Source organism: Paenibacillus soyae, assembly GCF_024623455.1.
GTDB classification, from domain to species: domain Bacteria; phylum Bacillota; class Bacilli; order Paenibacillales; family Paenibacillaceae; genus Pristimantibacillus; species Pristimantibacillus soyae.
This window is the reverse complement of record NZ_JANIPJ010000003.1, coordinates 272,323-298,160: the sequence shown is the minus strand read 5'-3', so window position 1 is coordinate 298,160 and position 25,838 is coordinate 272,323. Positions and strand designations below refer to the sequence as shown.

Annotated in this window: 22 protein-coding genes and 1 pseudogene; 21 read left to right on the top strand and 2 right to left on the bottom strand. The window is 55.7% G+C overall.

Features of this window, described 5'->3' with window-relative positions; all coding sequences use genetic code 11:
* The first annotated feature begins 23 nt into the window (after window positions 1-23).
* From NQZ67_RS06565 to NQZ67_RS06540, 6 genes are all read left to right on the top strand, one after another.
* The gene (locus NQZ67_RS06565) at window positions 24-896 is read left to right on the top strand and encodes a carbohydrate ABC transporter permease (protein WP_257443916.1); all 873 of its coding nucleotides are present in this window, start codon (window positions 24-26) and stop codon (window positions 894-896) included.
* A 28-nt stretch (window positions 897-924) separates the two neighbouring features.
* Window positions 925-1,776, top strand: a complete 852-nt coding sequence (locus NQZ67_RS06560; protein WP_257443914.1) for a carbohydrate ABC transporter permease — start codon at window positions 925-927, stop codon at window positions 1,774-1,776.
* Window positions 1,777-1,816: 40 nt separating this feature from the next.
* Window positions 1,817-3,310, top strand: coding sequence for an alpha-N-arabinofuranosidase (locus NQZ67_RS06555; RefSeq protein ID WP_257443913.1), 1,494 nt, complete (start codon window positions 1,817-1,819; stop codon window positions 3,308-3,310).
* Window positions 3,311-3,350: 40 nt separating this feature from the next.
* Entirely contained in the window at window positions 3,351-4,301 is a 951-nt protein-coding gene (locus NQZ67_RS06550) for a glycoside hydrolase family 43 protein (RefSeq protein WP_257443911.1), read from the top strand.
* Window positions 4,302-4,404: 103 nt separating this feature from the next.
* Window positions 4,405-5,370 carry a phosphotransferase family protein gene (locus NQZ67_RS06545; protein ID WP_257443910.1) on the top strand — a complete coding sequence of 322 codons (966 nt, stop codon included), beginning with the start codon at window positions 4,405-4,407 and terminating at the stop codon, window positions 5,368-5,370.
* A 25-nt stretch (window positions 5,371-5,395) separates the two neighbouring features.
* Window positions 5,396-6,358: a glycoside hydrolase family 43 protein gene (locus NQZ67_RS06540; RefSeq protein ID WP_257443909.1), complete on the top strand. Its 963-nt coding sequence runs from the start codon at window positions 5,396-5,398 to the stop codon at window positions 6,356-6,358.
* 143 nt (window positions 6,359-6,501) lie between these two features.
* Here the strand turns inward: NQZ67_RS06540 and NQZ67_RS06535 are convergent, their stop codons facing one another.
* Window positions 6,502-7,359: an SDR family NAD(P)-dependent oxidoreductase gene (locus tag NQZ67_RS06535; RefSeq protein ID WP_257443908.1), complete on the bottom strand. Its 858-nt coding sequence runs from the start codon at window positions 7,357-7,359 to the stop codon at window positions 6,502-6,504.
* Between the two features lie 176 nt (window positions 7,360-7,535).
* Between NQZ67_RS06535 and NQZ67_RS06530 the strand changes: the two genes are divergently transcribed.
* The 13 genes and pseudogenes from NQZ67_RS06530 (at window position 7,536) to NQZ67_RS06470 (ending at window position 19,387) form a co-directional block, all read left to right on the top strand.
* On the top strand, window positions 7,536-8,054 hold the full coding sequence (locus tag NQZ67_RS06530) for a MerR family transcriptional regulator (protein ID WP_257443907.1): 519 nt from the start codon (window positions 7,536-7,538) through the stop codon (window positions 8,052-8,054).
* Window positions 8,055-8,248: 194 nt separating this feature from the next.
* Window positions 8,249-9,217 (top strand): sigma-70 family RNA polymerase sigma factor, encoded by a 969-nt coding sequence (locus NQZ67_RS06525; RefSeq protein WP_257443906.1) that lies wholly within the window; start codon window positions 8,249-8,251, stop codon window positions 9,215-9,217.
* A 70-nt stretch (window positions 9,218-9,287) separates the two neighbouring features.
* Entirely contained in the window at window positions 9,288-9,716 is a 429-nt protein-coding gene (locus NQZ67_RS06520; protein ID WP_257443905.1) for a VOC family protein, read from the top strand.
* A gap of 82 nt (window positions 9,717-9,798) precedes the next feature.
* Window positions 9,799-10,446 (top strand): GntR family transcriptional regulator, encoded by a 648-nt coding sequence (locus NQZ67_RS06515; RefSeq protein ID WP_257443904.1) that lies wholly within the window; start codon window positions 9,799-9,801, stop codon window positions 10,444-10,446.
* Window positions 10,447-10,615: 169 nt separating this feature from the next.
* Window positions 10,616-11,611: a metallophosphoesterase family protein gene (locus NQZ67_RS06510; RefSeq protein WP_257443901.1), complete on the top strand. Its 996-nt coding sequence runs from the start codon at window positions 10,616-10,618 to the stop codon at window positions 11,609-11,611.
* 4 nt (window positions 11,612-11,615) lie between these two features.
* Window positions 11,616-12,440, top strand: a complete 825-nt coding sequence (locus NQZ67_RS06505) for a metallophosphoesterase family protein (RefSeq protein WP_257443899.1) — start codon at window positions 11,616-11,618, stop codon at window positions 12,438-12,440.
* 72 nt (window positions 12,441-12,512) lie between these two features.
* Window positions 12,513-13,880 (top strand): ABC transporter substrate-binding protein, encoded by a 1,368-nt coding sequence (locus NQZ67_RS06500; RefSeq protein WP_257443898.1) that lies wholly within the window; start codon window positions 12,513-12,515, stop codon window positions 13,878-13,880.
* Window positions 13,877-14,842 carry a carbohydrate ABC transporter permease gene (locus tag NQZ67_RS06495; RefSeq protein WP_257443893.1) on the top strand — a complete coding sequence of 322 codons (966 nt, stop codon included), beginning with the start codon at window positions 13,877-13,879 and terminating at the stop codon, window positions 14,840-14,842. Before NQZ67_RS06500 ends, NQZ67_RS06495 begins: the two co-directional genes overlap by 4 nt.
* A 17-nt stretch (window positions 14,843-14,859) precedes the next feature.
* Window positions 14,860-15,696 (top strand): carbohydrate ABC transporter permease, encoded by an 837-nt coding sequence (locus NQZ67_RS06490; protein ID WP_257443891.1) that lies wholly within the window; start codon window positions 14,860-14,862, stop codon window positions 15,694-15,696.
* Window positions 15,696-16,436, top strand: a complete 741-nt coding sequence (locus tag NQZ67_RS06485) for a tyrosine-protein phosphatase (protein ID WP_257443889.1) — start codon at window positions 15,696-15,698, stop codon at window positions 16,434-16,436. The genes NQZ67_RS06490 and NQZ67_RS06485 overlap by 1 nt, the downstream gene beginning before the upstream one ends.
* 141 nt (window positions 16,437-16,577) lie before the next feature.
* Window positions 16,578-17,177, top strand: coding sequence for a TetR/AcrR family transcriptional regulator (locus tag NQZ67_RS06480; protein WP_257443887.1), 600 nt, complete (start codon window positions 16,578-16,580; stop codon window positions 17,175-17,177).
* Window positions 17,178-17,453: 276 nt separating this feature from the next.
* Window positions 17,454-18,542, top strand: coding sequence for an IS200/IS605 family element RNA-guided endonuclease TnpB (gene tnpB / locus NQZ67_RS06475; protein WP_257444071.1), 1,089 nt, complete (start codon window positions 17,454-17,456; stop codon window positions 18,540-18,542).
* Window positions 18,543-18,678: 136 nt separating this feature from the next.
* Window positions 18,679-19,387, top strand: a pseudogene (locus tag NQZ67_RS06470) (MFS transporter).
* A 78-nt stretch (window positions 19,388-19,465) separates the two neighbouring features.
* Here NQZ67_RS06470 and NQZ67_RS06465 read toward each other — a convergent pair.
* Complete coding sequence (locus NQZ67_RS06465) at window positions 19,466-20,599, bottom strand: ParB/RepB/Spo0J family partition protein (protein ID WP_257443885.1); 1,134 nt, start codon at window positions 20,597-20,599, stop codon at window positions 19,466-19,468.
* A gap of 196 nt (window positions 20,600-20,795) precedes the next feature.
* Between NQZ67_RS06465 and NQZ67_RS06460 the strand changes: the two genes are divergently transcribed.
* The gene (locus NQZ67_RS06460) at window positions 20,796-23,513 is read left to right on the top strand and encodes a hypothetical protein (RefSeq protein ID WP_257443884.1); all 2,718 of its coding nucleotides are present in this window, start codon (window positions 20,796-20,798) and stop codon (window positions 23,511-23,513) included.
* A 101-nt stretch (window positions 23,514-23,614) separates the two neighbouring features.
* A complete protein-coding gene (locus NQZ67_RS06455; protein ID WP_257443882.1) occupies window positions 23,615-25,510 on the top strand; it encodes an FAD-dependent oxidoreductase in 1,896 nt (631 codons plus the stop codon).
* Window positions 25,511-25,838 lie beyond the last annotated feature (328 nt).

The window sequence follows — 25,838 nt, the reverse complement described above, 5'->3', positions numbered from 1 at the left end:
CCTTTCTATAGGAAGGAGAGCACATGAAAAAAGCGATTACGCCTTATTTATTCGTTGGTCCTCATTTGATTTTGTTCATCGTGTTCATATTGCTGCCGACGATCTACGGCATTTACGCTTCCTTCACGCAATGGAATCTCATGAACGATCCGCAGTGGGTCGGTCTTGCCAATTATAAAACGATCCTGTTCGATACCGAATCGACCTTTCATACGCAGTTCTTGAACGGCCTGAAGAACACGCTGTTGTTCGTGCTGCTGTCGGTGCCGCTTCTGATCGTCCTTCCGCTGATGGCCGCGGTCGCGCTTCAGCATAAGTATGTGCGGGCAAAAGGGCTCATGCAGTCGATCCTGTACGTGCCGGGTTTGATCTCGATCTCCGCGGCGGCGCTGATCTGGCTTCTGATCTTCAACAAGCAGTTGGGGGTTACCAATAACATCTTCGGCTCGGAAGCCGCTTGGCAGGCGACGCAGCCTTACGCGTGGATCATTATTATCGTCATGACGATCTGGGGCGGCCTTGGCGGCAACTTGATCATCTACCGGGCATCGCTAGCAGGCGTGGCCAGAGACCTGTACGAAGCTGCCGAGATAGACGGCGCGGGTTCGTACCGCAAGTTCTTCAGCATCACCTTGCCGTCGATCAACTTCCCGCTCATCTATACCTTCGTCATGACGACGGCGGGAGCGTTCAACGTGTTCGGCCAGCCGCTCATGATGACCGATGGGGGGCCGCGTCAAAGTACGCATGTGCTCATGATGTACATTCGCTCGCTCGCGTTCGGCCACGGGGAATCGATTGCGGGAATGGCCTCGGCGATGGCGGTATTGCTTGGCATCGTCATTCTGATCATTTCGGCTTTGCAATACTATGTGATGAACCGAAGCGCAAGGTAGAATCGACGGATAAGGAAAGGCAGGTGTCATGACATTGACGAAAGGTTTTAGCTTCTCGAAATATATCGCCTACGCGTTTTTGATCATCTTGTGTTTGTTGTGGGTGCTTCCCGTCATATTCGGAATATCGACCTCCTTCCGGTCGCAGACCGAGGTCGTATCGACGGGCTTCAGACTGTTCCCCGAAGCGTTCGTGCTCGAAAATTATTCGACCATCCTGTCGAATACGTCGACCGCTCCGATTATGCGCTGGCTGATGAATTCCGTCGTGATCGCCGTGTCGCATACGCTTCTGGTGGTTTTGGTCATTTCCCTCACCGGCTATGGCTACTCCCGCATGAAGTTCAAAGGAAGAGACGCGCTGTTCTTCACGCTGCTAGGCATTTCTTTTTTCCCGAACGTCGTGAACTTAATTCCTTCTTATAAAATCATCGATATGCTCGGCTGGGTGAACACGGCTTGGGCCATGATCATTCCCGGGCTTGCGGGCATGGGCAACCTCTTCCTGGTCCGACAGTTCATGCTCGGTGTGCCGCAGGAATTTGACGAATCGGCGCGCGTCGACGGCGCCAACGATTTCCGTATTTATGTATCGATCATTCTGCCGCTGATGAAGCCGATCCTGATCGTGTGCGGCTTGTTCTCGTTCGTCGGTTCCTGGAACGACTTCCTCTGGCCGGTTATCGTGTACACGGATGTCGATAAAATGCCGGTTACCGCGGGGCTGCTGCTCCTTCAGGACATTTACGGCAACTATCGCATGATCGGGCAATTGGTCGGTTCGGCGATTCTCGCCATGATTCCGACGCTGCTGCTCTTCGCGTTTGCGCAGAAGTATTTCATTCAATCGATCAACTTGAATTCCGGCATCAAAGGATAATCGGGTAGGAGCCCTTATATTTAGAAAGAGGAGATAAGCCATGACCACAACACATAAAATCGTCGTGCACGCCGACTGGTCGGTCGGCACCATTAACCGCCATATTTACGGACATTTCGCGGAGCATCTCGGCCGCTGCATCTATGAAGGACTGTGGGTTGGCGAGGATTCGCATATTCCGAATACGAAGGGCATCCGGAACGACGTGCTGGAAGCGCTGCGCAAGCTGAACATTCCGAACCTGCGCTGGCCGGGCGGCTGCTTCGCGGACGAGTATCATTGGAAGGACGGCGTCGGCCCGCGCGAATCGCGCAAGCGGATGGTCAACACCCATTGGGGCGGCGTCGTGGAAAATAACCATTTCGGCACGCACGAGTTTTTTCAGCTGTGCGAGCTGCTGGACACGGAGCCGTACATCTGCGGCAACGTCGGCAGCGGTTCGGTGCAGGAGATGAGCGAGTGGGTCGAATATATGACCTTCGGCGGCGAGTCGCCGATGGCGAACTGGCGCAAGGAGAACGGCCGCGAGCAGCCTTGGAAGCTGAAGTACTTCGGCGTGGGCAACGAGAACTGGGGCTGCGGCGGCAACATGGAGCCGGAATATTACGCGGATTTGTACCGTAATTATCAGACGTATGTTAGACAATACGGAGACAACCGCCTTTATAAAATCGCGGGCGGCGCGAACATCGCCGACTACCGCTGGACCGAAGTGCTTATGCGCAAAGCCGGCCGGTTGATGGACGGTCTTAGCCTGCACTATTACACGATCCCGGGCAGCTGGGAGGAGAAGAAGCCGGCGCTTCACTTCGACGAGCAAGACTGGGCCGAGACGATGGCCAAGGCTCTGTATATGGACGAACTGATTACGCGCCACAGCACGATCATGGATCAGTACGATCCGGAGAAGCGCGTAGGCCTGATCGTCGACGAATGGGGCACTTGGTTCCTGACGGAGCCGGGCACGAATCCGGGCTTCCTGTACCAACAGAACACGATGCGCGACGCGCTTGTCGCGGCGATTCACCTTCATGTGTTCCACAAGCATTGCAGCCGGGTCCATATGGCGAACCTCGCGCAGATGGTCAACGTTCTGCAGGCGGTCATCCTGACGGAAGGCAATCAGATGCTGCTGACGCCGACCTACCACGTGCTCGAGATGTTCAAGGTGCACCAGGACGGCGAAGCGCTTGCGATCCACGGCTCGTTCGGCGAATACGAGGGATTCGGCAAGAAGCTGCCTCAGGTGACGGTATCCGCATCGGTCAAGGACGGCGTCATCAGCGTCAGCCTGGCGAACCTCGATCCGGCGAACGCGGCCGAGTTGAACATCGAGCTGCGCGGATCGTCCGCGGGCTACACGGCAAGCGGCTCGATCCTCGCGGCGGACGACATTCACGCGCACAACACGTTCGAGCAGCCGGAACGGGTCGCGCAGCGTTCGTTCGACGAAGCGAGCTGGGCGGACGGCACGCTGACCGCGAAGCTGCCTCCGGCATCGGTGGCGGTCGTGACGCTGACTCCGAAGGCTTGATAGATAGTGAGAGAGATACAGATAGAGAGGGAGAGAGACGATGACTGGACTGAAAACGATGGCGGCAACGGAGCAACCGATTATTTTGCAGCGGGCCGACCCATGGGTTTACAAGCATGACGACGGGTTCTACTACTTCACGGCTTCCGTGCCGGAATACGACCGGATCGAAGTGCGGCGGGCGAGCACGATCGCCGGACTCGCGGAAGCGGAGCCGATCGTCGCCTGGCGGAAGCATGAGACCGGCATGATGAGCGCGAACATCTGGGCGCCGGAAATCCATTTCATCGACGGCAAATGGTACATCTATTACGCCGCCGCGCGCACGACGGAGACGAACGACGGTCTGTTCGATCACCGCATGTTCGTGCTGGAGAACGAGTCGGCGAACCCGCTCGAAGGCGAGTGGGTGGAGAAAGGCCAGATCAAGACGATGTGGGAATCGTTCGCCCTCGACGCGACGACGTTCGAGCACCGCGGCACCCGTTACCTCGTCTGGGCGCAGAAGGATCCGGACATCAAGGGCAACTCCAACCTGTATATCGCGCCAATGGAGAATCCGTGGACATTGGCGGCGGACGGCGTGATGCTGACGACGCCGGAGTACGATTGGGAAGTGATCGGCTTCCTCGTGAACGAAGGAGCGGCGGTCGTGAAGCGTGACGGACGCATCTTCATCTCCTATTCGGCAAGCGCGACGAACCATCATTACTGCATGGGGCTGCTCGAAGCTTCGGAGGACGCCGACCTGATGGATCCGGCCTCCTGGGCGAAGGCGCCGCAGCCGGTCCTGAAGACCGACGAGGCGATCGGCCTGTTCGGACCGGGACATAACAGCTTCACGAAGTCGGAGGACGGAGAGGACGACATTCTTGTCTTCCACGCCCGCACGTACAAAGAGATAGTCGGGGATCCGCTATACGACCCGAACCGCCACACGTTCGTCCGCAAGCTGCAATGGAGCGCGGACGGCAAGCCGATTTTCGAATAAGGCAGAATCAGGGCTAGGGCGACCTGTCTAACTTAGCCGTCGAATGCGCACGCGCCTCGGCGGCTTTCCATTTCAAGCGGCCAGAAAGAAGGGAGCATTACGAATGGAGAGCGTAACGAAGCATAAGCAGACGCGCGAGACGATCGGCGCGATGGTCTCGAAGGCGTTCCCCGGCCTCGGCGCGGCCCGAATCGCAGAGCTCAAGGAAGGCTTCTTCAATGCGGCCTATTCAGTCGAGTTGTCCGACGGCCGCGAGACGGTTCTAAAGATCGCGCCGCCTACGGATGCCGTCATTATGACGCATGAGCAGGATATCATGTTAAGCGAAGTCGAGGCGCTGCGGCTCGTCGCGGAGCGGACGAACGTGCCTGTGCCGTCCGTGCTGTTCTATGGCCGCGGCAACGACGGTTTCGGTTCGGACTATTTTTTTGCCGAGAAGCTTCGCGGCCGCAGCTATAACTCGATGCGCGCCGAGCTCGGCGATGCGGCGAGGGCGGCGATCGACCGGCAGGTCGGGCAGCTCAACGCGCGAATTAACGTAATCACGGGGGAGCGCTTCGGCTATTTCGGCCAGCCGCAGCGGCAGGGACGCGTCTGGATCGACGTGTTCCGCAGCATTCTTCAGGATGCCGTCCGGGACGCGGAAAGAAGGGATATCGCGCTGCCCGTCGACTTCCAGACGCTCGCGGCGCTGCTCGATCGGGACGCGCCGCACTTCGCGGAGGTCGCCGAGCCGAGACTCGTCCATTGGGATCTGTGGTCGGGCAACGTCTTCGTTGAATACGGCCGCGTGACGGGGTTGATCGATTTCGAGCGGTGTCTGTGGGCGGAGCCGCTCATGGAGGCCGGATTTCGGGCGATTAACGTTAATTCCTCCTTCCTTGAGGGCTACGGCATGGGCGCGCTCAGCGTAAGCGAGAGCGCCCGCTCAAGGTGGTACGATATGTATTTGTATCTGATCTCCGCGCTGGAGTGCGATTATCGGAAATATCCGGATAGAGGCGTGTACGATTGGGCGGTTCGGATGATCGGTGAATGCCAGGCCGCCATCGAGACAGGTACGGCTTAAGCCGGGTGGGAGAAGCTTGACCATCATGATGCAGAGGAGCCAAGATGACGACATGGACGCTTATTTATTCGTGCATTTTAAGGAGAAGAAAACGCCGGACGGAGAGCAAATCTACTTTGCTCTCAGCACGGACGGCTTTAACTGGGAGCAAGTGAACGGCGGAGCGCCGGTACTATGGAGCGAGCAAGGCGATAAGGGCGTACGGGACCATACGATCGTGCGGACCAAGGCGGGCAAGTTCGTCCTGCTCGCCACGGACCTCAGCTTGGCGAACGGGTTCCATGCGAAGTACCGGAGCAGCTGGGGCAGCATTAGCCGGGAGGGCAGCAAATGCCTGTCCATGTGGCAGTCGGACGATCTCGTGAACTGGTCGGAGCAGCGGCTGATCGAGCTCGGCGACGAAGATTACGGCTGCCTGTGGGCGCCGGACGTCGTCTATGACCAGAAGAACGGCGATTACGTGCTGCACTGGTCGTCGGCGCACGCCTCCAACAACTACGGGAATAAGGCGATCTACTATACGCGCACGACGGACTTCGAATCGTTCGCGAAGCCGCAGATGCTGTGCCGCAAGGACGACAGCGGTATTATTGATTCCGCGATCTACGAAGAGAACGGATGGTTCTACCGTTTCCTGAAGAGCGAGGCGAACCCCGTGGGCATTATCTTGCAGAAGGGTCGAACGCTGACCGGCGAGTACAAGCGGATCGAGGCGTTCGACGAGGAGATGGCGAAGCTCGGCCATCCCGCGTACGAGGCGCCGACGGCGTTCAAGCTGCCGGACGGACGCTGGTGCTTGATGATCGACTTCTTCGGCGTCGAAGGCGAAGGACAAGGCTATGTGCCGTTCATCGCCGACGACATCGCAAGCGGCCGGTTCATCCGCTCGGACGCGGCGTTCTCCTTCCCGTACCGGTTCAAGCACGGCACGGTGCTGTCGATTACGAGGGAAGAGTACGATCGGATCAAAGGCTGGGATTGGAAGTAGCTTATAATAGCCGCTGGAGGCGCGTGATGCCTCCGGCGGTTTTTTCGTGTCGACGAACCGGTGGTCGGCTCGCTAATTTTTGCCAATGAATATTGCTGACATAGAAACTGCCGCGCTTCAGCCCTTCGCCGGAGACAACACGTTCAAATGGTTCGTTCTCGAAAATCCTCTTCGTAAATCGTATTTACTCTCGACAGAACGTTCTGCGCTTGATCCGCAAACTTCAATTTCGCAACCCGCCCCCTCTGCAAGAACACGCCGGTTTCATTGCGTTGCATCCCGAGAGCTCCTTCATGCAGCAAGTCGGCGCCGTGACTAGGCGGCGGGTAAAACAGCTTCATCATCGCTTTAACCAATAAGGGGAGCCCGGATCCGGTTTCTTTTCTTATTGTATTGTTGCCGCCAGGATCAACACTGCGGATCTTGATGTCCTCTTTGGCCAACTGCGGCGCGACGGCCTGAGTCCAGAGCGAGAGAGCAAGCTTGGAGCTTGCGTAAGGACCAATCAGCTTGCGGAAGGTGCTGGGGCGCTCAAGCATTTCGATATTCAATGCTTTCGTAAATTGATGCGCGGAGGACGAGGTGTTGATCACTGTTTTGAAACGGCCGTTGTAGAGCAGTTCCTTCAATTCCATCAGAATGATGTACGGAACGACGGTCATCAGTTCATAATGCATTTCGCGTCCTTGCTTGGAATAGCGCAGCTCGGGAAAGGATCCGCCGGCGTTGTTGAACAAAATATCGATTTGCGATTCCTTTTGTTTAATGGCCTCCAAGCTCTCTCTCAAGCTGGCATAATCGGCAAGATCAGCTGTTTTATATACCCTTAGAAGGCCATTGTTGATGGCTTCTTGAATGGGCCTGTCATCCGCCGGGAAATCGGACCGGTTCAAGGCAACGACTTGCCATTGCTCCGACAACAACTTCCGGGTTAACTCCAACCCGATCCCGGAGCTTGCGCCCGTAATGAACGCGATATTTACATATTGGCTTTGATTCATTGTACATCTCCTCCAGATAACGGGTTCATGACCCTGTTAGCGCACATTCTAAAGGTTGGAGTCGACACCAAGTCAAGGCGTGAATATAAAGTTATCGTTCCGAAGAGATAAGACTTGACTTGGAGCCGGCACCAAGATGTATAATGCAACAAAAATCCCCGCCGGGAGGGAGCAGATTGAACGAAGAGCAGACGTTTACGATTAAGCAGGCTGCCGAACAAACCGGAGTGTCAGAAGATGCGATCCGTTATTACGAGAAGATCGTGCTGTTGCCCCGAGCAGAACGGAAGGATAACGGGCACCGAGTCTACCGGAAGGAGGATATTAGCAGGATCCAACTGATAGCGTGCTTGAAAAAAACGGGGATGCCGCTGGAGAACATGCGATCTTTTCTGGAGGTTTCCGCAGACGCCGATCCCGCAGAATATCCGGAGCTGGTAGAGCAATTAAGAAGCCACCGGAATCATATCGTCAGCCAAATAGCCTCTCTGCAGCAGGTGGTGGATTTCATCGACATGAAGCTGGTGGAGGGGAGCTACCGAAAGGATAACAATTGCTCGGATGCAGGTCAGGACGGAACAACAGGGGAACAGAGGAAGAGAGCGGAGTCAAAGTCCGTATCTCCCATGGAGATGAGCTACTTTCCTGCCTCGGCCAGGCCGGATAACTTGCCGGAAAAACAGGGGGCTGTTTGACGCCTTCGATTACACGCGATTGCTCGCCCTTTTAATATAGAACGGCTTGGGCCCGCAGCGATGCGGGCCACTTTTTTTTGTCGAGCGGTTAAATCGGACGTCCGGCGGCCTCGTTTTTCAGGAAGGATTTACCACGACATGCTATAATGATGGCTAAGAACCACGCTAAAGCCTGTGGACTGGAGGGAAGCCTGTTGGAAATCCGCCAGAGCAAAACGGAAAAAACGTCCGTAACCGAGCTTGTCATCGCGGCGGCCGGCGGAGATATGGAGGCTTTCGCGGAGCTGGTGCGCCTGTATACGAACGCGGTATGCGCGGTCGCTTACGATCTCTTAAGCGACTACTACCTCGCACAGGATATCGCGCAGGAAACGTTCGTCAAAGCGTTCCGCTCTCTGGGGACTCTTCAGCAGCCCGAGCGATTCGGCAGCTGGCTGTATGCCATAGCTCTTCGCTTATCCATTGATTATAAGCGGTCGCTGACCCGGAAGCATCGTCTACAGAAGGAACTTGCGCAGCTCGCGCTATGCGAAGGAGAACGGCATGCGGAGGATATCTCGATCCGAGACGAAATAAGCTCCGATGTCGCGCAAGCCTTGAAGCAGCTGGATGAGACGAGCCGTACCATTATGCTGTCCTACTATATAAGCGAGATGAAGGTGAACGAAATCGCCGGCATGCTCCATATGTCGGTCGCGGCGGTAGAGAGCCGGATGAGAAGGAGCCGCAAACTGCTGAAAGAGAAGCATCTCTCCGATTGGGCCGGGTATTTCCGAAGACGTGAAGCCACCGACAAGCTGGTAGGCCCTGTCGTAGAACGGCTCGTCAAGCAGGCGGGGCAGTACTATATCCCGGTTTCGAACCGAGATCGATCAAGGGAGTGGTTCATCCGCGTCCTGGGTCTCACGCTCGACCATAACGGGCATGTGATGCTGCCGTCGGGCCATTGCCTGTTTCTAATCGAAGTGAGCGAAGGGGTGCTTCGGGAGCGCGGCTTGTCCAAGCTGCCGGTCGTCGTATTCCTGGTCGAGGACGAGGAGCTATTTTACCGGGAGATGGAGGAACAAGCGGTACGGACGGAACGGGAGTCCATAGCTGGTACCGAGCAGCTCTTCTTCTTTGATCCGGATGGCAACAAGTATGGAGCCCTTGCAATAAAATAATAGATGTCCGTGACGGAATGGAAGGAGCGGTGTCGTCTATATAATGATAACGATGAAGGAGGAGTTCAATATGAACCAACAGCCATTAAAAGATTCGGAGCAACAACCTACGGCGGCCAAGACGCCGCTCGTCAAAGGCGTTCACTGCACCTACTTGCCGGTGTCGAGCCTGGAACGTTCGAGAACGTGGTACATGCAGGCGCTGGGCTTGAAGCCTTTCGAACGGAATGACAGCATCCTGATCATGGGCAGCGGGCAATGGATTTTCCTTCTCGAATCCAAAGACAGGCCCAATGCCAACTTCACGACGGATCAATGGGAGGGCGACAATTTCGAGATGTTCTCCTTAACCTTCGAGACCGGCGATATTCTAACGCTCCATCAGTCGCTGCGAGAGCATGGCGCTTCGGTCGAAGCTATTACGGACAACGGTTCGTGCGGCCTGCAATTCCGGTTCAAGGATCCGGACGGCAACCGGTTTAATGTTTGGCAGAATTGAAGATTTACAATATCTTAACTATCTATCCCTGGTCCTATTTGTTAGCATAATTTCCATCTGAGAATAAAAAGGATTGGGTAGCATGCGAGCATCATCATTGGAAACGGAAGCTTACAATCGAATCAAGGACAGAATCGTGCGCGCCGAAGTGATGCCGGGCGTGCTGCTGTCCGAGAACGAGCTGGCCGGCGAGCTTGGCATGAGCCGGACGCCGGTCCGGGCGGCAATCGCGATGCTGGAGAAGGAAGGGCTGGTCGAGAGCTTCAGAGGGCGAGGCGTCCTCGTGAAGGAAATTTCATTTCGCCAATTTTGCCAAATGCTCGAGGTGCTCGTATCGATGCAACTGTTCGTCTTGGAACGGGCGAAGCAGAGAGAGCTGCCATTCGATCTGGAAGCGCTCGAGCTATATTTGCGACGGCAGGACGTCTCCCGCGAGGAAGGCGACTTTCTAGGCTACTATAACAACTCGCTAATGTGCATCGAGACGATTCTAAGAGGCATGGGCAACGACTATATGCTTCAAGTGCTGGAATCGTATCGCGGCAAGTTCATCTGCCGGATGGTCACCTTCCGCAAGCAATTTCCGCAATTAAAGCCGCAGTGGGCGAATGTCATGAATGCGAAAATTTACGAGGCGCTGAAGCGGGGCGACTACGATGCGGCGAAAGCGGCGATCGAGGAAAACTATAATTTTACGACGCAGCAGCTCATGCTGAGCGGCGTTATATAATGGATCGGATGAAGGATGCCTGGGCAGGCGTCCTTTTTTTTTGTTTTGTAAAACCAGGGGGCTCTTTTACATATCATTTAGGCCGCGATAACAATCCACTTACATACAACCTGCATACTGATCGCGAATGGTCAATCTTGGAGTGCAAGAGACGAGAGGAGAGAGCATAGTGACAATCGTTCAAGCAAGCCGCGTGACAGGTGAAATATGGTATGACGACGCGAGGTTCGATACGGACATGCGTCCGTGGTTCGGCAAGCTGCCAGAACTGGCAACCGGAGATTTCGCTTTCGCGGTATTGGGAGACCGCTGCGGAATGGCGACGGCAGGCGTATTCGAGAAAGCGCTCGAGGTCGTAGCGGATTTGAAGCCGGATTTTGTCGTTTCGGTCGGCGACCTGATTGAGGGGTACTGGAGAGACGCCGCCGATGCGATCGCGGAGTGGGAAGAGATCGATGCGAAGATCGAGGCAGCAGGAGTTCCTTTCTTCCATGTCGTCGGCAATCATGATTACGGCAACCAAGTCATGCTGAAGGTATGGCGCGAGCGCAAGGGCTTTGAATACTACGCGTTCCGCGCGGGAGACGCCTTGTTCCTTATGCTGAACACGGAGGATCCGCCGACGGAGCTGTCCGATGAGTTTGTCGACATTATCAAAAAAGCTACCTACAACGTCCAGAACGATCCGGACAATATGGATACCCACATGCAAGCGTTCTATGCCGATATCGTCAGCAGGATGTCGCCCGAGCAGCTGAAGGAAATGGGCCGCATCGATCTTGCGTTCAGCGAAGAGCAGCTCGCGTTCGCCGAGCGAATCCTCGAAGAGAACCGGGACGCGAAGTGGACCTTCGTCAGCATGCACAAGCCGGGCTGGAAGTCGGAGGACGAGCGGTACGCCAGGTTGATGGATATGCTGGACGGCCGCCCGCATACCGTGTTCGCCGGACATCTGCATGCGATGGAATATTCCGTAGAGGGCAGCGGCGAGCGCATTCAGCTCGGGCGAACGGGCGGCCATGGGCATGGACACGGGCCGGAGAGCGACAACCTGTTCCTGTGGGTCAATGTTCGAGACGGCAAACCGTCGTACCGGGTTATTCATCTGGACGGCGTGCAAGAAATCGGCAGCTACAAACCGAAGACTCATTATGAGGAGGCTTAATTCGATGCAGGAACCTGTATTGTTCGCTCATCTCACCGACACGCATATTAACGTTGTGGGCAAAAATCCGCTTTTTGGCATGGATACGACCCAAAAGCTGCGCGAGGCGTTCGCGGAGCTCGGCAAGCTGACGCGGAAGCCGGCATTCGTCGTCATTAGCGGCGATCTGACGCAGGACGGGGACGTGGAAGACTACCGTCATCTGCGCCGGGTACTGGACGAGGAGAAGGAGAAGCTCGGCGTACCGGTGTATGTCGCGCTGGGCAACCACGATTCCCGCCCGTTCTTCCGCGAAGGGTATTTGCAGGAGCAGCCGTCTGAGGAGTCCTACTATTACAGCGTGATGGAAGACGGCCTTCGAATCGTCGTGCTTAATACGCAGGTTCCGGGCACGCATGGCGGCCGCCTGGATGAAGAGCAGCTGAACTGGCTTCGCGGCGTGCTTGCTGAGCCGGCTCCGAACGGCACGATCATCGTTCACCATCACCCGGTCGTTCCGACGATGACGCCGATGATGGACAGCCACCTGCTCGAGAATCCGCAGGACCTAGCGGCGGCGATCGAAGGAACGGATGTGATCGGCCTCTTGTCCGGTCATATTCATTGCAACAATATCGGCGTATTTCAAGGCGTGATCAGCGCCGCCGCAACGGGCGTCGCCTTCGGCATCGAGCCGACCAGCAACGGCAGCATGAAGTTCATCGACAACAGCGGCTACAATCTCGTGCTGGTGAAGAATGGTCAGATGATCGTTCATCCGATGCCGATGGCGGGCGATCAACAGATGGTATTCGAGTGGAAGCGGGATGCGGCTCACGCTCATGCTTAAGCTGGGAAGCGCCACTTCCGTTGCGGGATAAATTATGCAAGCCCGGAGGGGCTAGAAGGAGAGAGAGGAATCATGGCTTACAAAAAGATGGTTGCCGCGACGCTCGTCGCGATATCCGTGCTGGCATCGGCATGCGGAAACGCGGGAAATGCGGGGAACGCGGGCGGTTCGAATATGGATGCTAAGGCTGCGTCCGCGAATGCGGCCAATGAAGGGACCGTGTCTAGTACGGAGACGAAGGAGCAGGTCACGCTCAAATTTTACAGCTACAACCTGGCCATTGCCAGCCAAATTCCGGGCACGGAGAAGCTGATCAAGGAATTCGAAGAAGCACATCCGAACATTAAGATCGACGCGATTCCGATCCCCTCCACCGATATTAACGCCAAGGTACAGGCCGACATCGTAGCGGGATCGGCTCCGGACGTCGCGCAATTGACGTTCGACGGCCTCGACTTCGCCGTCAACAACTTCGGCGCCAAGCCGCTTGAGGATATCGTGCCGGCCGACGAGTTCCAGAGCAACTTCGAGGGCTTCTCACCGAACGGCATGAAGCTTGGTCAACTGAACGGCAAAACCTACGGCCTGCCGTTCACGTTCAGCACGCCGGTGCTGTTCTACAACGCGAAGCTATTCGAGGAAGCGGGGCTGGATCCGGCCGCACCTCCGGCGACCTGGGAGCAAGTGAAGCAATACGGCTTGCAGATCGCGGAGAAAACGGGCCAGACCGGGGCTCACGTTGGCGGAGCGACGGGCGGCGACTGGATTATTCAGGCGCTCATCGGCAGCAACGGCGGCGGGGTATTGTCCGAGGACCGAAAGACAATTAAGTTCGGCGAGCCGGAAGCGATCGGAGCGATCGAGATGTGGCAGGACCTGATCAAGAGCGGCGCGAATAGCAAGCTGAACGACGGCGAAGCGATCGAAGCGTTCACCCAAGGCAAGATCGGCATGCTTCTCTTCACGAGCGCGCTGCAAAGCTCGTTCCTCGCCGCATCCGAAGCGGGCGGCTGGGAGCTGAAGACGGCGAAGATGCCGGCATTCGGCGACAAGCCGACGACGCCGGTCAACTCCGGCAGCGCCTTGTTCATCCTGACGGACGACAAGGCGAAGCAGCAAGCGGCATGGGAGTTCTTGAAGTTCTCGACGAGCGAGCGCGGCTATACGATCATTACCTCGGAGATCGGCTACCTGCCTCTTCGTCCCGCCATTGTGGATGACCCGAACTACTTGAAGGATTGGGTGGAGGCGAACCCGCTCGTGAAGCCGAACCTCGAGCAGCTGGAATCGCTTCAGCCGTGGGTATCGTACCCGGGCTCTAACTGGAAGCAAATCGAGACGATCCTGAACGACTCGGTATCGAAAGCGATCGTGAGCGACGGCGATGTCGCCTCCATCATGAAGGATGCGCAAGAGCGCGCGCAGGCATTGATCCAATGAGCTACGAAGCCGTAGGCATGGCCCGCCATGCGGCGGAAGCGAAGCCGAAGAGCAAGGAACGGAAGCCGTTCCTGCCTCGGCTTGGCCGCATCAAGCCTTATATGTATTTGCTGCCGGCGCTTATTTCCATCGGCTTCTGGATTTACAAGCCGCTGCTGCAGACGTTCGAGCTAAGCGTCTATCAATGGAATCTGCTGCCGACGTCGCCGAAGCAATTCGTGGGCATAAAGAACTTCGCGAATCTGTTCGGCTTGCCGGAGATGGGCATCGCCCTCTGGAATACGCTGATCTACACGCTGGGCGTCATTCCGTTCTCGCTCATCCTGCCGCTCGTCATCGCGATCGCGACCGACAATATCGGAAGAAAGGCGAGCGGCTTCTACCGCGCGCTCATCTTCCTGCCGATGATCATGGCGCCGGTCGCCGTATCATCCGTATGGCGTTGGATTATGCATCCGACGAACGGTATCTTGAACAAGACGCTTACCGACTGGTTTCACCTGTCCGAGCCGATCCGCTTCTTCACCGATGAGCGCTGGGCGATCTGGTCGATCACGTTTATAACCGGATGGAAGCTGATAGGCTTCAGCACGCTCATCTTCTCGGCGGCACTAACGGGCATTAACAAGGAATACATCGAAGCGGCGAAGATCGACCGGGCAAGCCGCTTCCAGATCATCTGGCATATCATTCTGCCGCTATTGTCGCCGACGATCTTGTTCATGGCGATGATGAGCACGCTGTTCGCTTCGGAATGGAGCTTCTCGTATATTAACGTCCTTACGCAAGGCGGACCGTTTAACACGACCACGAACATTTACTATTTGCTGTGGACGTACGGCTTCCAGTCGTTTAATATCGGCGCGAGCTCGGCAGCGGCAGTCGTCTTCTTCCTGGGGTTCGGCGTGCTGGCCTGGCTGTTCATGAAACTATCGCGGAAGCTGTCGTTCTTCGACAACTAGAAGGAGGGGGAGCGTTGATGGAGAAAGCGATTGGACGCAAGACGGGCATCTATTCGGCTTCCGCCGTGAAGCACGCCTCATTGATTGCGCTCGCGCTGCTGGCGGTATTCCCGCTCTACTGGATGGTCGTCACCTCCTTGAAGCCGGAGAGCGAAGTGTTCACGTCGAGCCTTATTCCGCTTCATTTGACTTTCGAGAATTACGTCCAAGCCTGGAACGCCGTTCCGATGGACCGGATGCTGGCCAATTCCATGGTCGTGGCGGTCATTCAGACGGTGATGCAGCTCATCACCAGCATTCTGGCGGCGTACGCGTTCACGCGCTGGGAGTTCCGCGGCAGCAACCTGATCTACGGCTTGATCGCGCTCACTTGGCTCGTTCCGTTCCAAGTCATCATGATCCCGAACTACGTCGCGATCAGCGGCTTCGGCTGGCGCGATCATCTGGCGGGGCTTATCGTGCCGAATATCGCCTCGGCGTTCGCGGTGCTTCAGCTGTACAACGCGTTCAAGTCGTACCCGAAAACGCTGATCGAAGCCGCGAGGCTGGACGGCGCCTCCGACTGGGGCGTGCTGTGGCGCACGATCATGCCGAATTTGAAGGCGCCGGTCGCTTCCATCGGCATTCTGCTGTTCATCACGTCCTGGAACGATTATTTCTGGCCGCTGCTTGTTACGACGAAGCTGGAAAATACGACGATCCAGAAGGGACTGCAGATGTTCATCTCGTCCGACGGCAATATGTGGGGGGCGCTTATGGCGGCGACGACGATCGCGAGCTTGCCCGTGCTTATCATCTACCTGTTGCTGCAGCGGCAAATTATCGATTCTTTCGTGAAAGGCGGACTGAAATAATGACGATCATTTCAACAGAAGGTTTTAAACGGCTTCTTCGTCTGGAGGGCGCTTATAATGTAAGGGATATCGGCGGTTATGCGGCCGCTGAAGGGCTCGCGGTGCAAAAGGGGCGTTTCCTTCGCGCCGACGGACTGCATCGGCTGACGGACCGCGACCAGGACGCGATTATCGGTCTGGGCGTAAGAACCGTCATCGACCTGCGCCATGCCCGGGAGCTGGCGGAGAAGCGCAACGTGTTCCATAATTCGGAGCGGGCGAGCTACTATAATGTAAGCTTGATCAATCCGGCGGCTGCGGCTCATGTCTCTATTCGCAGCTTAGGCGACATGTACGTTAGCATGCTCGATCATTGCGGACCGCTTCTGCGCGAGGTATTCGAGCGAATGGCGGAAGCCGAGGGCGGCGTGTTGTTCCATTGCGCGGCGGGCAAAGACCGGACCGGGGTCGTCGCGGCGCTGCTGCTGGATCTGGCGGGCGTGGAGCGTTCGGTTATCGTAGCGGATTATGCGGAGACGGAAGCGAATCTCGCGCCGATCATGGATGAGATTCGCCAAGATCGCCCGGAGCAGATTCCGGCCGAGATGTACGAGCTGTTCCTGGGCAGCGCGCCTAGCAACATGGAGCAGATGCTCGACCATCTGCATGGCAAGTTCGGCGGCGCGGAGCGCTACTTCGCGCAAATCGGTTTAAGCGGCGATCAGGTAGCCGCTTTGAAACGGATGTTGCTGCAGCCGTAAGCTTCAATCGGTGTCCCCGTCCGTGCTGAACGGCCGGGGATTTTTTCTGGCGCGATTGCTTAATCCGGCGCTGCAGGATATAATACTGAATAAATCTTCAGTATGATGAACGAGCGCTTCCTGAAATGAGGTGGTTCCTGGATGAACAAAAAGAAGCAGCAAACCGAGCAGACGAAAAAGAAAATCGCCGACGCGTCGAAAACGCTGTTCGCGCAGAAGGGCTACAAAGCGACGTCGATCGACGATATCGTGAAAGCGACGGGCTGCAGCGCCGGCAACATTTATTATCATTTTAAGAGCAAGGAAGGCTTGTTCCTGCATTTGATGGATGATTGGAACAGGGAGTGGGAAGACAACTGGCTGGCCAAAGAATCGATGTACGCGACCACGATCGACAAGCTGTACGGGATGGCCGAGCATGCGGCGCTTGACCAGCTGAATCATCCGCTTAGCAAGGCGGTCGACGAATTTTTTAACAGCGCGGAGAAGGACCCCGAGGTCGAGGAACGCATTAACGAGATGGTGAGGGGTTATATTGAATTTAACCGGCATCTGCTGCAGAAGGGAATCGACGACGGCGAGTTGGAGATGGCGGACGTTACGGGGATCGCCACGATTCTGGACATTCTCATGTACGGTTTAAATCAGCATACTCGAAGAATGGGGAGAGAGGAAGCGCTGGCGGCCTACCGTTTAGCTATGGACGTGTTTTTGCATGGCATTGCCAAGCCGTCGCGCTAGGCTCTTTTTTTTCGGAATAATCTAGAATAAATATTCAGTATTTGAAATGAGCAATGGACAACTGGGGGAGTAGACGATGGCACTATTGTTAAAAAAACGGGGAGCTTTATCAAAAACACCGAGAATACTCCTCTCTCTAAACTCCCTTGCTCCCGAAGTGAGAGTGTAGGCAGGGGGTGAATCGGGAAATTTGCTGGTGAATGAATACGAACATATGTTCTATAATTGGAGTAAGTTAACATCCCTCTCTTTTGAAGCGAGGTGATGAATCAGACGATGCTCCAGCATAAAGCATTCAAATTTCGCATCTATCCGAGTCAAGAACAAATCATACTGTTGCGCAAAACATTAGGTTGCAGCCGCTTTGTGTTCAACCATCTTCTAGCGAAGTGGAATGAGACTTTCCAGGCCACAGGCAAGGGCTTGTCTTATAACACCTGTGCATCGCAGCTCCCTGCAATGAAACGCGAGTGGCCGTGGTTGAAAGAAGTGGACAGCATTGCGCTGCAGTCGGCTGTGCGAAACCTGGCTGACGGATTTCAGCGCTTCTTCAAGAAACAGAATGATCCACCTCGCTTCAAAAGCCGTAAGCATCCCGTACAAAGCTATACGACGCGGTATACGAACGGAAACATTGCCGTGAAGGGAGAGCGCTTGCAGCTTCCAAAGTTGGGCTGGGTGCCCTATGCCAAGTCAAGAGATATAGAAGGCCGGATTCTATCGGCTACTGTACGGCTTGCCCCAAGCGGCAAATGGTTTGTGGCGTTGGTATGCGAGGTGGACATCCAGCCGCTTCCCGTAACAGACGGCATGCTTGGCATAGACATGGGCATCAAGCAGCTTGCTGTACCTTCGGAAGGCCCTACAGTGGATAATCCAAGATATACGTTGCGATATGAAAGGCTGCTCGCGAAGTGGCAACGTATCCTTGCGAGAAGAAAGCGAGGCGGGAGCAACTGGTCCAAAGCGAAAAGAAAAGTAGCCATCATCCATGAAAAAATTCGAAATAGCCGATTAGACGTCATGCATAAGCAGACCACGAAATGGATCCGTGAAAACCAAACGATCTGTCTTGAGGACTTACGCATTGCTAGTATGATGAAGAACCGACACCTCGCCAAACACATAGCAGATGCTTCTTGGGGCGAGATGAGTCGGCAGCTGCATTACAAAGCCAGGTGGTATGGCCGAACGATCAAGGAGACACCGGTTTTTGCGCCAACGAGTCAAACCTGTCACGTCTGTGGGAACAAGCAAGCAGAGGTGAAAGATTTGAGCATTCGGGCATGGAAGTGTTCGGTCTGCCAAACGGTACATGACCGAGATAGGAATGCGGCACAAAACATAAAAGCCATGGCCTTGTAACGAAGGAAATAGGAACTGTGGGAACCACAGGGATCGCTTGGTGTACGATGTTTCGAAAGAAAATATCGCTACAGCTTTGCTCCATTAGGAGCAACTACCCAAGAATCCTCCACCTCTTAGGTGGCGGGAGTGTTCAATGATCCTCATGCTCAATTTGTTTTCAGTCTTTACGGGCATTGGGCTGGTTATCCCGATTATACCCAAATTCATGGAGAGCTTAGGCATAACCGGAGGAATCGTCGGCTTGCTCGTTGCCGCTTTCTCGCTTACGCAGCTACTCTTCTCGCCGCTGGCCGGCAGGTTATCGGACAAATTCGGCAGGAAACGAATGATCGTCATCGGCATGCTCGTGTTTGCCTTGTCGGAGGCGCTGTTCGGGATGGCCAATTCTCCCGTCCTGCTGTTTGTGTCCAGGCTTCTGGGCGGCATCAGCGCCGCGATGATCATGCCGGCCGTCATGGCCTACGCGGCGGATATTACGACGAAGGAAGAACGAGCGGCCGAGATGGTCTATATTAACGCGGCAATTACGAATTTTCTTAACGCTGTTCGTGCACAGCTTCTGGATGATATTCGCGGTGACGTTCGTCATCTTCCTGGCGATCGATATTTTGCGCCCGGCCATCAGCACCCAGATGTCGATGACGGCCCAAAATCAGCAGGGCTACGTAGCCGGCTTGAATTCGGCCTTTACGAGCCTTGGCAACATTATCGGTCCGATCGCGGCGGGCTTTTTGTTCGATTTGGACATCAACTTTCCTTATACCTTTGCGTTCTTGATTTTGATCTTATGCTTTGTCTTAACGCTCAGAGCCAAGCGGCGGAACGCGGCGATGGCTTCCTAACCGTTCATCCAGACGTTCTTAGCCAAAAAAGAAGGGCTGCCAGCTGTCGATAAAACCGACTAGCGGGCAGCCCTTCTGCTATGCCTTGAGCGATCTCCACTTCGCCAGCTGAGATTCCAGCTGCGCGATGACTTCCTCGATCTCATGCGGGAATAACGTGTATTCGCCGTCATGGGACGAAGCGGCGAGCTCGATGATTGTTTGCGTAATCTCTCCTTGGCGGGCGAGCTGCGAATGAAGCTGCTTCAGCAGCTCGGCGACGTTGCCTTTCGGCGCTGGAGGCGCGGCAATCGCGGCCGCCGCAGGAGCAGCGGCCGGCGCGGCTAAGCCTGATGCTGCAGCAAAGGCGGCTCCGGCGGGTGCTTCGGCAGGAGCGCCTGCTTGGGCGACCGGAGCAGCATCTCCTGAAGGAGCGGTGCCGCTTTTATCGGAAGCGGAAGCGGAAGGAGCAGGCTCGGCGGTTTGCGTTTCTTGCTTCTCGGCTTGCTTCCGCGCCTTCTCCTTGCGGTTCTGCTCGTAGACGGACCACGTCTCGATAAGGCCGGGGCCGTTCTTCAGAAGCAGCTTCTCCTTCGTGGCGTCCGAGATCGTCTTGTCCTTGAACAGCTTCGCGATCTTCTTCACGTCGCTGACCGGCAGTTCGTCTCGCGCCGCGATAAGAGCGAGCGGATCGCGATGCTCCATCGGCAAATCCTTGAGCGGCAGCAGCTGATCCTCGGTCAGCTTGTCTTTGCGGATCTCGACGCCGCTGACGATCAGCTTTTTGACGGCGCTGCTGAACTTCAGCAGCTCCATTTTATTTTTGATGTAGCTCTCCGGCTTGCCGAGCTTGGCGGAGAGGAACTTGATGGAGCTGCGGAAGCGGGAATCGTTCATTAGCTTGTCGAACGCCTCGGCCTCCTCGATGGGCGAGAAGCCTTCGCGCGTCAAGTTTTCCGCGATTTGCTCGAGATAGATTTCCATCTCGTCCGTCGTTGTCGAGACGATGCAAGGGATCGTCGCGCGTCCCAGCCGCTCCGTTGCTTTGTAGCGGCGGTTGCCGTATATGATTTTGTAGCGTCCGTCGCCCGTCGTTCTTACTTTGATGGGGGAGAGCAGGCCGAGCTCTTCAATGCTCCGCATCAGCTCCTGCAGCGCTTCTTCGTCGAACTGGTATCTGGGCTGATCTTTGTCTTCGTCAATTAAAGCCATAGGAAGTTCAATGATGTCCATTTGGATTCTCCTATCGTGTCGTCGTTATCGCATGGAAACGTCCGATTGGGACGAACCTATTATATACCAGCTTCGTCCCGCAATGTAGAAATTTTTGGCTAATAATAAGCTGTGAATGGCAATATGTGTAACTTTTTTTGCTCCATTGCGTCTATTAGGCAGGAATGCCATTCTTTTTCGATAGGGGAATCGCGCCATGTACAAACAATTAACGGCAATGATCGGATTATCGATCGCGATTATATTGCTCCTGACCCTGCCGGCGCTCAATCGCGAGAAGGTGATGGAAACGCCTGCCGAGGATCAAGCGACGGAAACGCTGGATGCCGGAACGTCGGCAGAGGAAGCCCGGCAGACGGATATCCCGGCCGCGAGCCCTAAACCGACAGAGACTGCTCCGGCTCTGATCGCGGCGGCAGTTCAGAACCCAGACGGCAGTTTTCGTCTGACTCTCGAAGATGCCGGAGACACCGTCACAATGGTCCTGGAGGAGGATGTGTTCGGAGATTTCGCGGTTCATTTGGTCGCCCGCGACTATTCGTCCGATTCGGAAGCCGGGCCGATCTATTTCGATCTGGTCCTGGTGCGACCGGAGCAGGGAGAAGTCCGAAGCTTTCCTCTCTATTCGTTTATCAAAGACGATAATGATTATTACACCGATTTATATGCCGGTCATCATCAATTGAAAATCATCGACGAGCGCACCGCCCTATTCGTACAGCGTGCCGTAAGGGATCATTCGCTGCACCATATGGTTTCGTACCTCGATTTAGAATCCGGCAGCGTTTACGCGACTCCCTCATTCTGGACGGTTGCGATGGGCAGCGAAGAACACGAAGAAGATTTTCTGATGGGCTCGGAGTACGCGTTCGATGACAAAGGCCGAGTAACCAAAGCTATGCTCTCCAGTTACTTGGGCAAGATGTGGCATATCGATCTGCAGTCGCGCAAAGTAACGAGTAAGGGGGGGCAGCCCTACCCTGCGATCGGCGATCCCGGCAGCTCTCCTCCGCGCACGATGCTGTATCCGACTCCGGACTTGGAACGATTCATCTATCGCTTCCCGCAAAGCAACTATTTCATGCTGGCGGATACGATGAGCGGGGTCGCACAAGGAGTGTTTGGCGCAGAGGAGGGCATGACGGCGGCGGATCCGGGGCCCGTATGGAACCCTGAGGGGACCTCCTTTTTCTTGGAGTATGCGGCTAAGGGCAACGAGAAAGCCACATATTTCGATACCGGCTATGCGGTTGCGGCGGAAGCGATCGCCTTCTATGACCGGGACGGAAAGCTTATAAGGGTGCTCAAGTCCAGCTCGGAGGAACGGATGAGCGTCTACAATTGGCTGGATGAGCATCGTTTGCTGCTGGAGTTTTACAAGCCCGCATTGAACCGGCAACCGAATTGGAGCAAGGAAGGGATCACATACAAGGAATATGATATCCGCTCGGGCAAGCTGAGCGCATATCGCTATGAGAGGAACGCTTCCCGGTTGGCTGAGCCCCGAATGCTGCCCCTGCAGAAGGAAGGCGCGACGTTCTATTCGAAAGCCGCCGTGCTCCTCGATGAGAAGAATAAGCGGATTTGGGAGCCAGGCTTGTACGGTCGGGCGTATACGGGAGCGGACGGCAGGCTGTTCATCGACGCCTGGAGCGGCGACCTATCCATCATCTATCAGTGGAATGAACAGAGGAAGCGGCTTGAAATCGTGGCGAGCAGGGATCATCTGCGAGCGGTTGCGGGCGATTGGCTGGTCTTGGAGGAGCAGGAAAGCCACAGCATTCTTTATCGCCACGCCGATGCGGCGGCACCTCTCAATGAAGATGGTCTTGCCATGCTTCCATCCGAGCTAGCGCAGCCGGCCGAGTCCGGCGATTGGTGGAACGGGCCGAGCAGCACCGTGGAGACGATTGATGAGAAGCCGATCCGAGCCGAAGGCAAAAGCCGGTACGGAACGCTTCGCGTTCGTTCCGTCGGCGGCGAGAAGCATGTGCCTAGCGGAGGGAACCTCCGCTTGTACGGCAGCTATGCCGTCGAATACGTGAATCCGTCGGGGAAAATGACCGAGCTCCCGAAGCTGGAGCATCTCGAGCTGGAGCAAGCGGATCAGATCGCGGATATCCGGGTTCTCCCGTTCGAAGGCTATGACGTTCTTATGTATCAGCCGGAACAATTCGAATTCAGCTTGGGCTATGACGGCGGCGTCAAACGGACCTTCGCTTACATGATTACCGAGCAAGGCGAGGCCTTCCCGTTAACATTCCGCTATGCGACGGCATCAGGCGCTCAGGATGCGGATGCGATCGGATTTTTTGACCAAATTCCCATTCAAGCGGAGCATGGCCGAATGGTCGCCCACGGCTATGCCGGCGAACGCTTCTATGAGCTGAGCTGGACGCCGGATATGGATCGGAAGCAGCTAACTCTGACCGCTGCCAAAGACAGGACGGAGGAATCGGAAGGTCTCAAGGGAATCGTCGGTCCGTATTCGCTCTGGCTTGCGCAAGCGCTCGGATTGTCCGAATTCGGCATGCCGGATGGACCGATGAACGAAGAGCGGCTCCGCGGTTTATTTACCGAGCAAGCTTGGCGTAACCCGGGCTTCCAGCGGCTGCTTAAGGATTTCGAAGAACAAGCCAAGGCAGGCAATCCGTCCAGGGCGTTCCCATGGGAGCCCATCAACGCGAGGTTCGATGAACACGGCAATATCCGAGTGACGTTCACCTTCAACCTTTTTTATGCCGTTGGCTGGGCCGCGCATCTCGAGGCCGTTCTGAAGTATAACGGATATGAATGGATCTTCCATGATTTCGGCGCGCTTACTACGGAATATGCGGAAAGCGTGGAAGAGGCCGACGAGGATCCGATGAAGCCGTATAACGGACTCCATATTCAGGATCCGCTGGATATTTGAATACGTTTCTTATTATTACCAATGGAAATCGAAGATAAAATTGGATAATTGTCGGATACTATTCCTCATGGAAACAGGATGGGGAGGTGTATCGTCTGACATTGAGCAAACGGAAAACGTCATTCGCCATACTGGCTGCCGTCCTTGTGCTGGCGAGCGTTCTTCTCTGGGCTTGGCGGGACAGAATCGGTTTATTCGCGAATACGGAGCCGCCGTCCCAGCCGGAAGCCGTTTCGACGGGAGAACCGAAGGAGCATTACGACGTCATCGTGGCCGGTACGGATCCGGAAGGCGTGGCGGCCGCATTGTCGGCGGCGAGGAGCGGGCTAAGCGTATTATTGACGGACGGCAAGGACCGCGATCGTCTCGGCGGACTTATTACGCTGGGCTGGCTGAACTCCTTCGACCTGAATTTCGCGCCTACGGAAGACGGGAAGCCTTCCGCAGACCGCGAGCTTCTGAACAAAGGCGTCTTCCAGGAATGGTACGACCAGCTTGAGGGTACTTCCATCGACGTTGTCCATGCGGCTTCCGCGCTGAACCGAATGGTGTCGGCCGAACCGGATATCGATTTGCTCATGCGAACGCGGTCGATGAAGCCGTTCATGGACGGAACCGAAATTGCGGGCCTCGAAATCGTCGACGAGTCGGGCGTGACGCGGACGATCGGCGCGAATGCTGTTATCGATGCTACGCAGGATGGGGATATCGCGGCGCTCGCTGGCGTGCCGTATACGACAGGCAGGGAGGATCTTGGCAATCCCGAGGCGCGAATGGCTGTTACGCTGGTCTTCAAGCTAAGCGGAGTCACCGATGAGATCTGGCAATCGTTCGGCAAGCGCGAAGACACGGGCATCGATAAGATGAGCGCCTGGGGCTTCCCGGATGCCAAGCTGTATGAGTCAAGCAATCCGGATAAAGTCGCGCTGCGCGGTCTGAACATCGGGCGGCAGAACGACGATACTTTACTGATCAATGCGATGCATCTGTTCGGCATCGATCCGCTGGACCGGCAATCGCTCGAGGAAGGCATGGAGATCGGGAAGAAGGAAGCGCCGAGAATCGTCGACTATCTGAAACGGAACTTCAAGGAGCTGTCGCAGCTCGAGTACGCGGGAACGGCGCCGGAGCTGTATGTCAGGGAATCCCGCCATATCCGTGGCGAATATCGGCTGACGATCGCCGACGTGATGGAAAATAGAGACTTCTGGGACGCGATCGCTTATGGCTCCTACGATGTCGACATTCAGCGCCTGAATCGCCAGGATACCGGCGCGATCATGCTGTCGCCCCAGCAGTACGGCGTGCCGTTCCGTTCGCTCGTTCCGCTGGAGGTCGATCGGCTACTTGTCGTCGGCCGCTCGGCAAGCTTCGATTCCTTGCCCCACGGGAGCGCGAGAGTCGTGCCGCTGGGCATGGCAACGGGGCAGGCGGCGGGAGCCGCGGCGAAGCTGGCGATCGAACGGGACATGAGCTTCAGGGAGCTGTCCCGTTCGAAGGAAGCGGTCGCGGAGCTGAGAAGCAGGTTGGCGGAAGCGGGAGTGGACCTCAAGTACCGATCGTTTCCGAAGCCGTCTTATATGAATCACAAAGCGTACAAAGGATTGCTGGCAGCCGTCAGCATGAACATGACGATCGGCGGCTACGACAACGATCGTTGGGATCTGGACGGCAAAGCGTCCCCCGCATCCTTCCGGAATATGATGCTGCGGCTATTCCTTATGTATCCGGATCAATTCGGCGAAAACCCGGCAAAAGCGGTGCAGACCGGCAGCGGCAGCCGGGTCGTAAGCCTGGAGCAGGCCTCCGGCGCGTTATGCTTCATGGCCGGAGCGGAGTACGACAAAGGCAGAGCGACGGGAGAGCTTCTGCGGCGCGGATGGCTGAAGGAAGAGACGGTGCAAGCCGTGACGGATCAGGAAGCTCTGACGAACGGAGAAGCTTTTATGCTGCTGCGCGACGTCCTGGAATTCCATGCGGGAGTCGTATATGAATAAACGGGTCCGGCGCCTTATAGGGCGTCGGTTTTTTGTGCTGGTGCTCAAAGAAAATAAAGTATTAGACTGAAAAATAATGTTGTAGACTGAGAAGATAAAGTAACAGACCGCCGCCGTGGCACTAAGCGATCGTGCAGCATTTGCTTAATTACAACTATCAGAATAGGCGACTAAAAAAAAGGGAGTGAGTAATTCTGAAAGTGGTATGGGGGATATTTGTATCAGAAAGTGCAGGAGGATTTCCGAATTTCTATCCTATCGCTTTACATTCCACACGCGAAAAGGCTATGGAGGAAATTAATACATTACCAAAAGATAAGAACTACCA

Bases quoted from the DNA above. Each gene is read 5' to 3' on its own strand.
- NQZ67_RS06495 (WP_257443893.1), top strand. From the start codon at position 13,877: ATGAGCTACGAAGCCGTAGGCATGGCCCGCCATGCGGCGGAAGCGAAG.
- NQZ67_RS06555 (WP_257443913.1), top strand. From the start codon at position 1,817: ATGACCACAACACATAAAATCGTCGTGCACGCCGACTGGTCGGTCGGC.
- NQZ67_RS06515 (WP_257443904.1), top strand. From the start codon at position 9,799: ATGCGAGCATCATCATTGGAAACGGAAGCTTACAATCGAATCAAGGAC.
- NQZ67_RS06520 (WP_257443905.1), top strand. From the start codon at position 9,288: ATGAACCAACAGCCATTAAAAGATTCGGAGCAACAACCTACGGCGGCC.
- NQZ67_RS06560 (WP_257443914.1), top strand. From the start codon at position 925: ATGACATTGACGAAAGGTTTTAGCTTCTCGAAATATATCGCCTACGCG.
- NQZ67_RS06540 (WP_257443909.1), top strand. From the start codon at position 5,396: ATGATGCAGAGGAGCCAAGATGACGACATGGACGCTTATTTATTCGTG.
- NQZ67_RS06490 (WP_257443891.1), top strand. From the start codon at position 14,860: ATGGAGAAAGCGATTGGACGCAAGACGGGCATCTATTCGGCTTCCGCC.
- NQZ67_RS06535 (WP_257443908.1), bottom strand. From the start codon at position 7,359: ATGAATCAAAGCCAATATGTAAATATCGCGTTCATTACGGGCGCAAGC.
- NQZ67_RS06485 (WP_257443889.1), top strand. From the start codon at position 15,696: ATGACGATCATTTCAACAGAAGGTTTTAAACGGCTTCTTCGTCTGGAG.
- NQZ67_RS06500 (WP_257443898.1), top strand. From the start codon at position 12,513: ATGGCTTACAAAAAGATGGTTGCCGCGACGCTCGTCGCGATATCCGTG.
- NQZ67_RS06465 (WP_257443885.1), bottom strand. From the start codon at position 20,599: ATGGACATCATTGAACTTCCTATGGCTTTAATTGACGAAGACAAAGAT.
- tnpB (WP_257444071.1), top strand. From the start codon at position 17,454: ATGCTCCAGCATAAAGCATTCAAATTTCGCATCTATCCGAGTCAAGAA.
- NQZ67_RS06460 (WP_257443884.1), top strand. From the start codon at position 20,796: ATGTACAAACAATTAACGGCAATGATCGGATTATCGATCGCGATTATA.
- NQZ67_RS06505 (WP_257443899.1), top strand. From the start codon at position 11,616: ATGCAGGAACCTGTATTGTTCGCTCATCTCACCGACACGCATATTAAC.
- NQZ67_RS06565 (WP_257443916.1), top strand. From the start codon at position 24: ATGAAAAAAGCGATTACGCCTTATTTATTCGTTGGTCCTCATTTGATT.
- NQZ67_RS06550 (WP_257443911.1), top strand. From the start codon at position 3,351: ATGACTGGACTGAAAACGATGGCGGCAACGGAGCAACCGATTATTTTG.
- NQZ67_RS06480 (WP_257443887.1), top strand. From the start codon at position 16,578: ATGAACAAAAAGAAGCAGCAAACCGAGCAGACGAAAAAGAAAATCGCC.
- NQZ67_RS06545 (WP_257443910.1), top strand. From the start codon at position 4,405: ATGGAGAGCGTAACGAAGCATAAGCAGACGCGCGAGACGATCGGCGCG.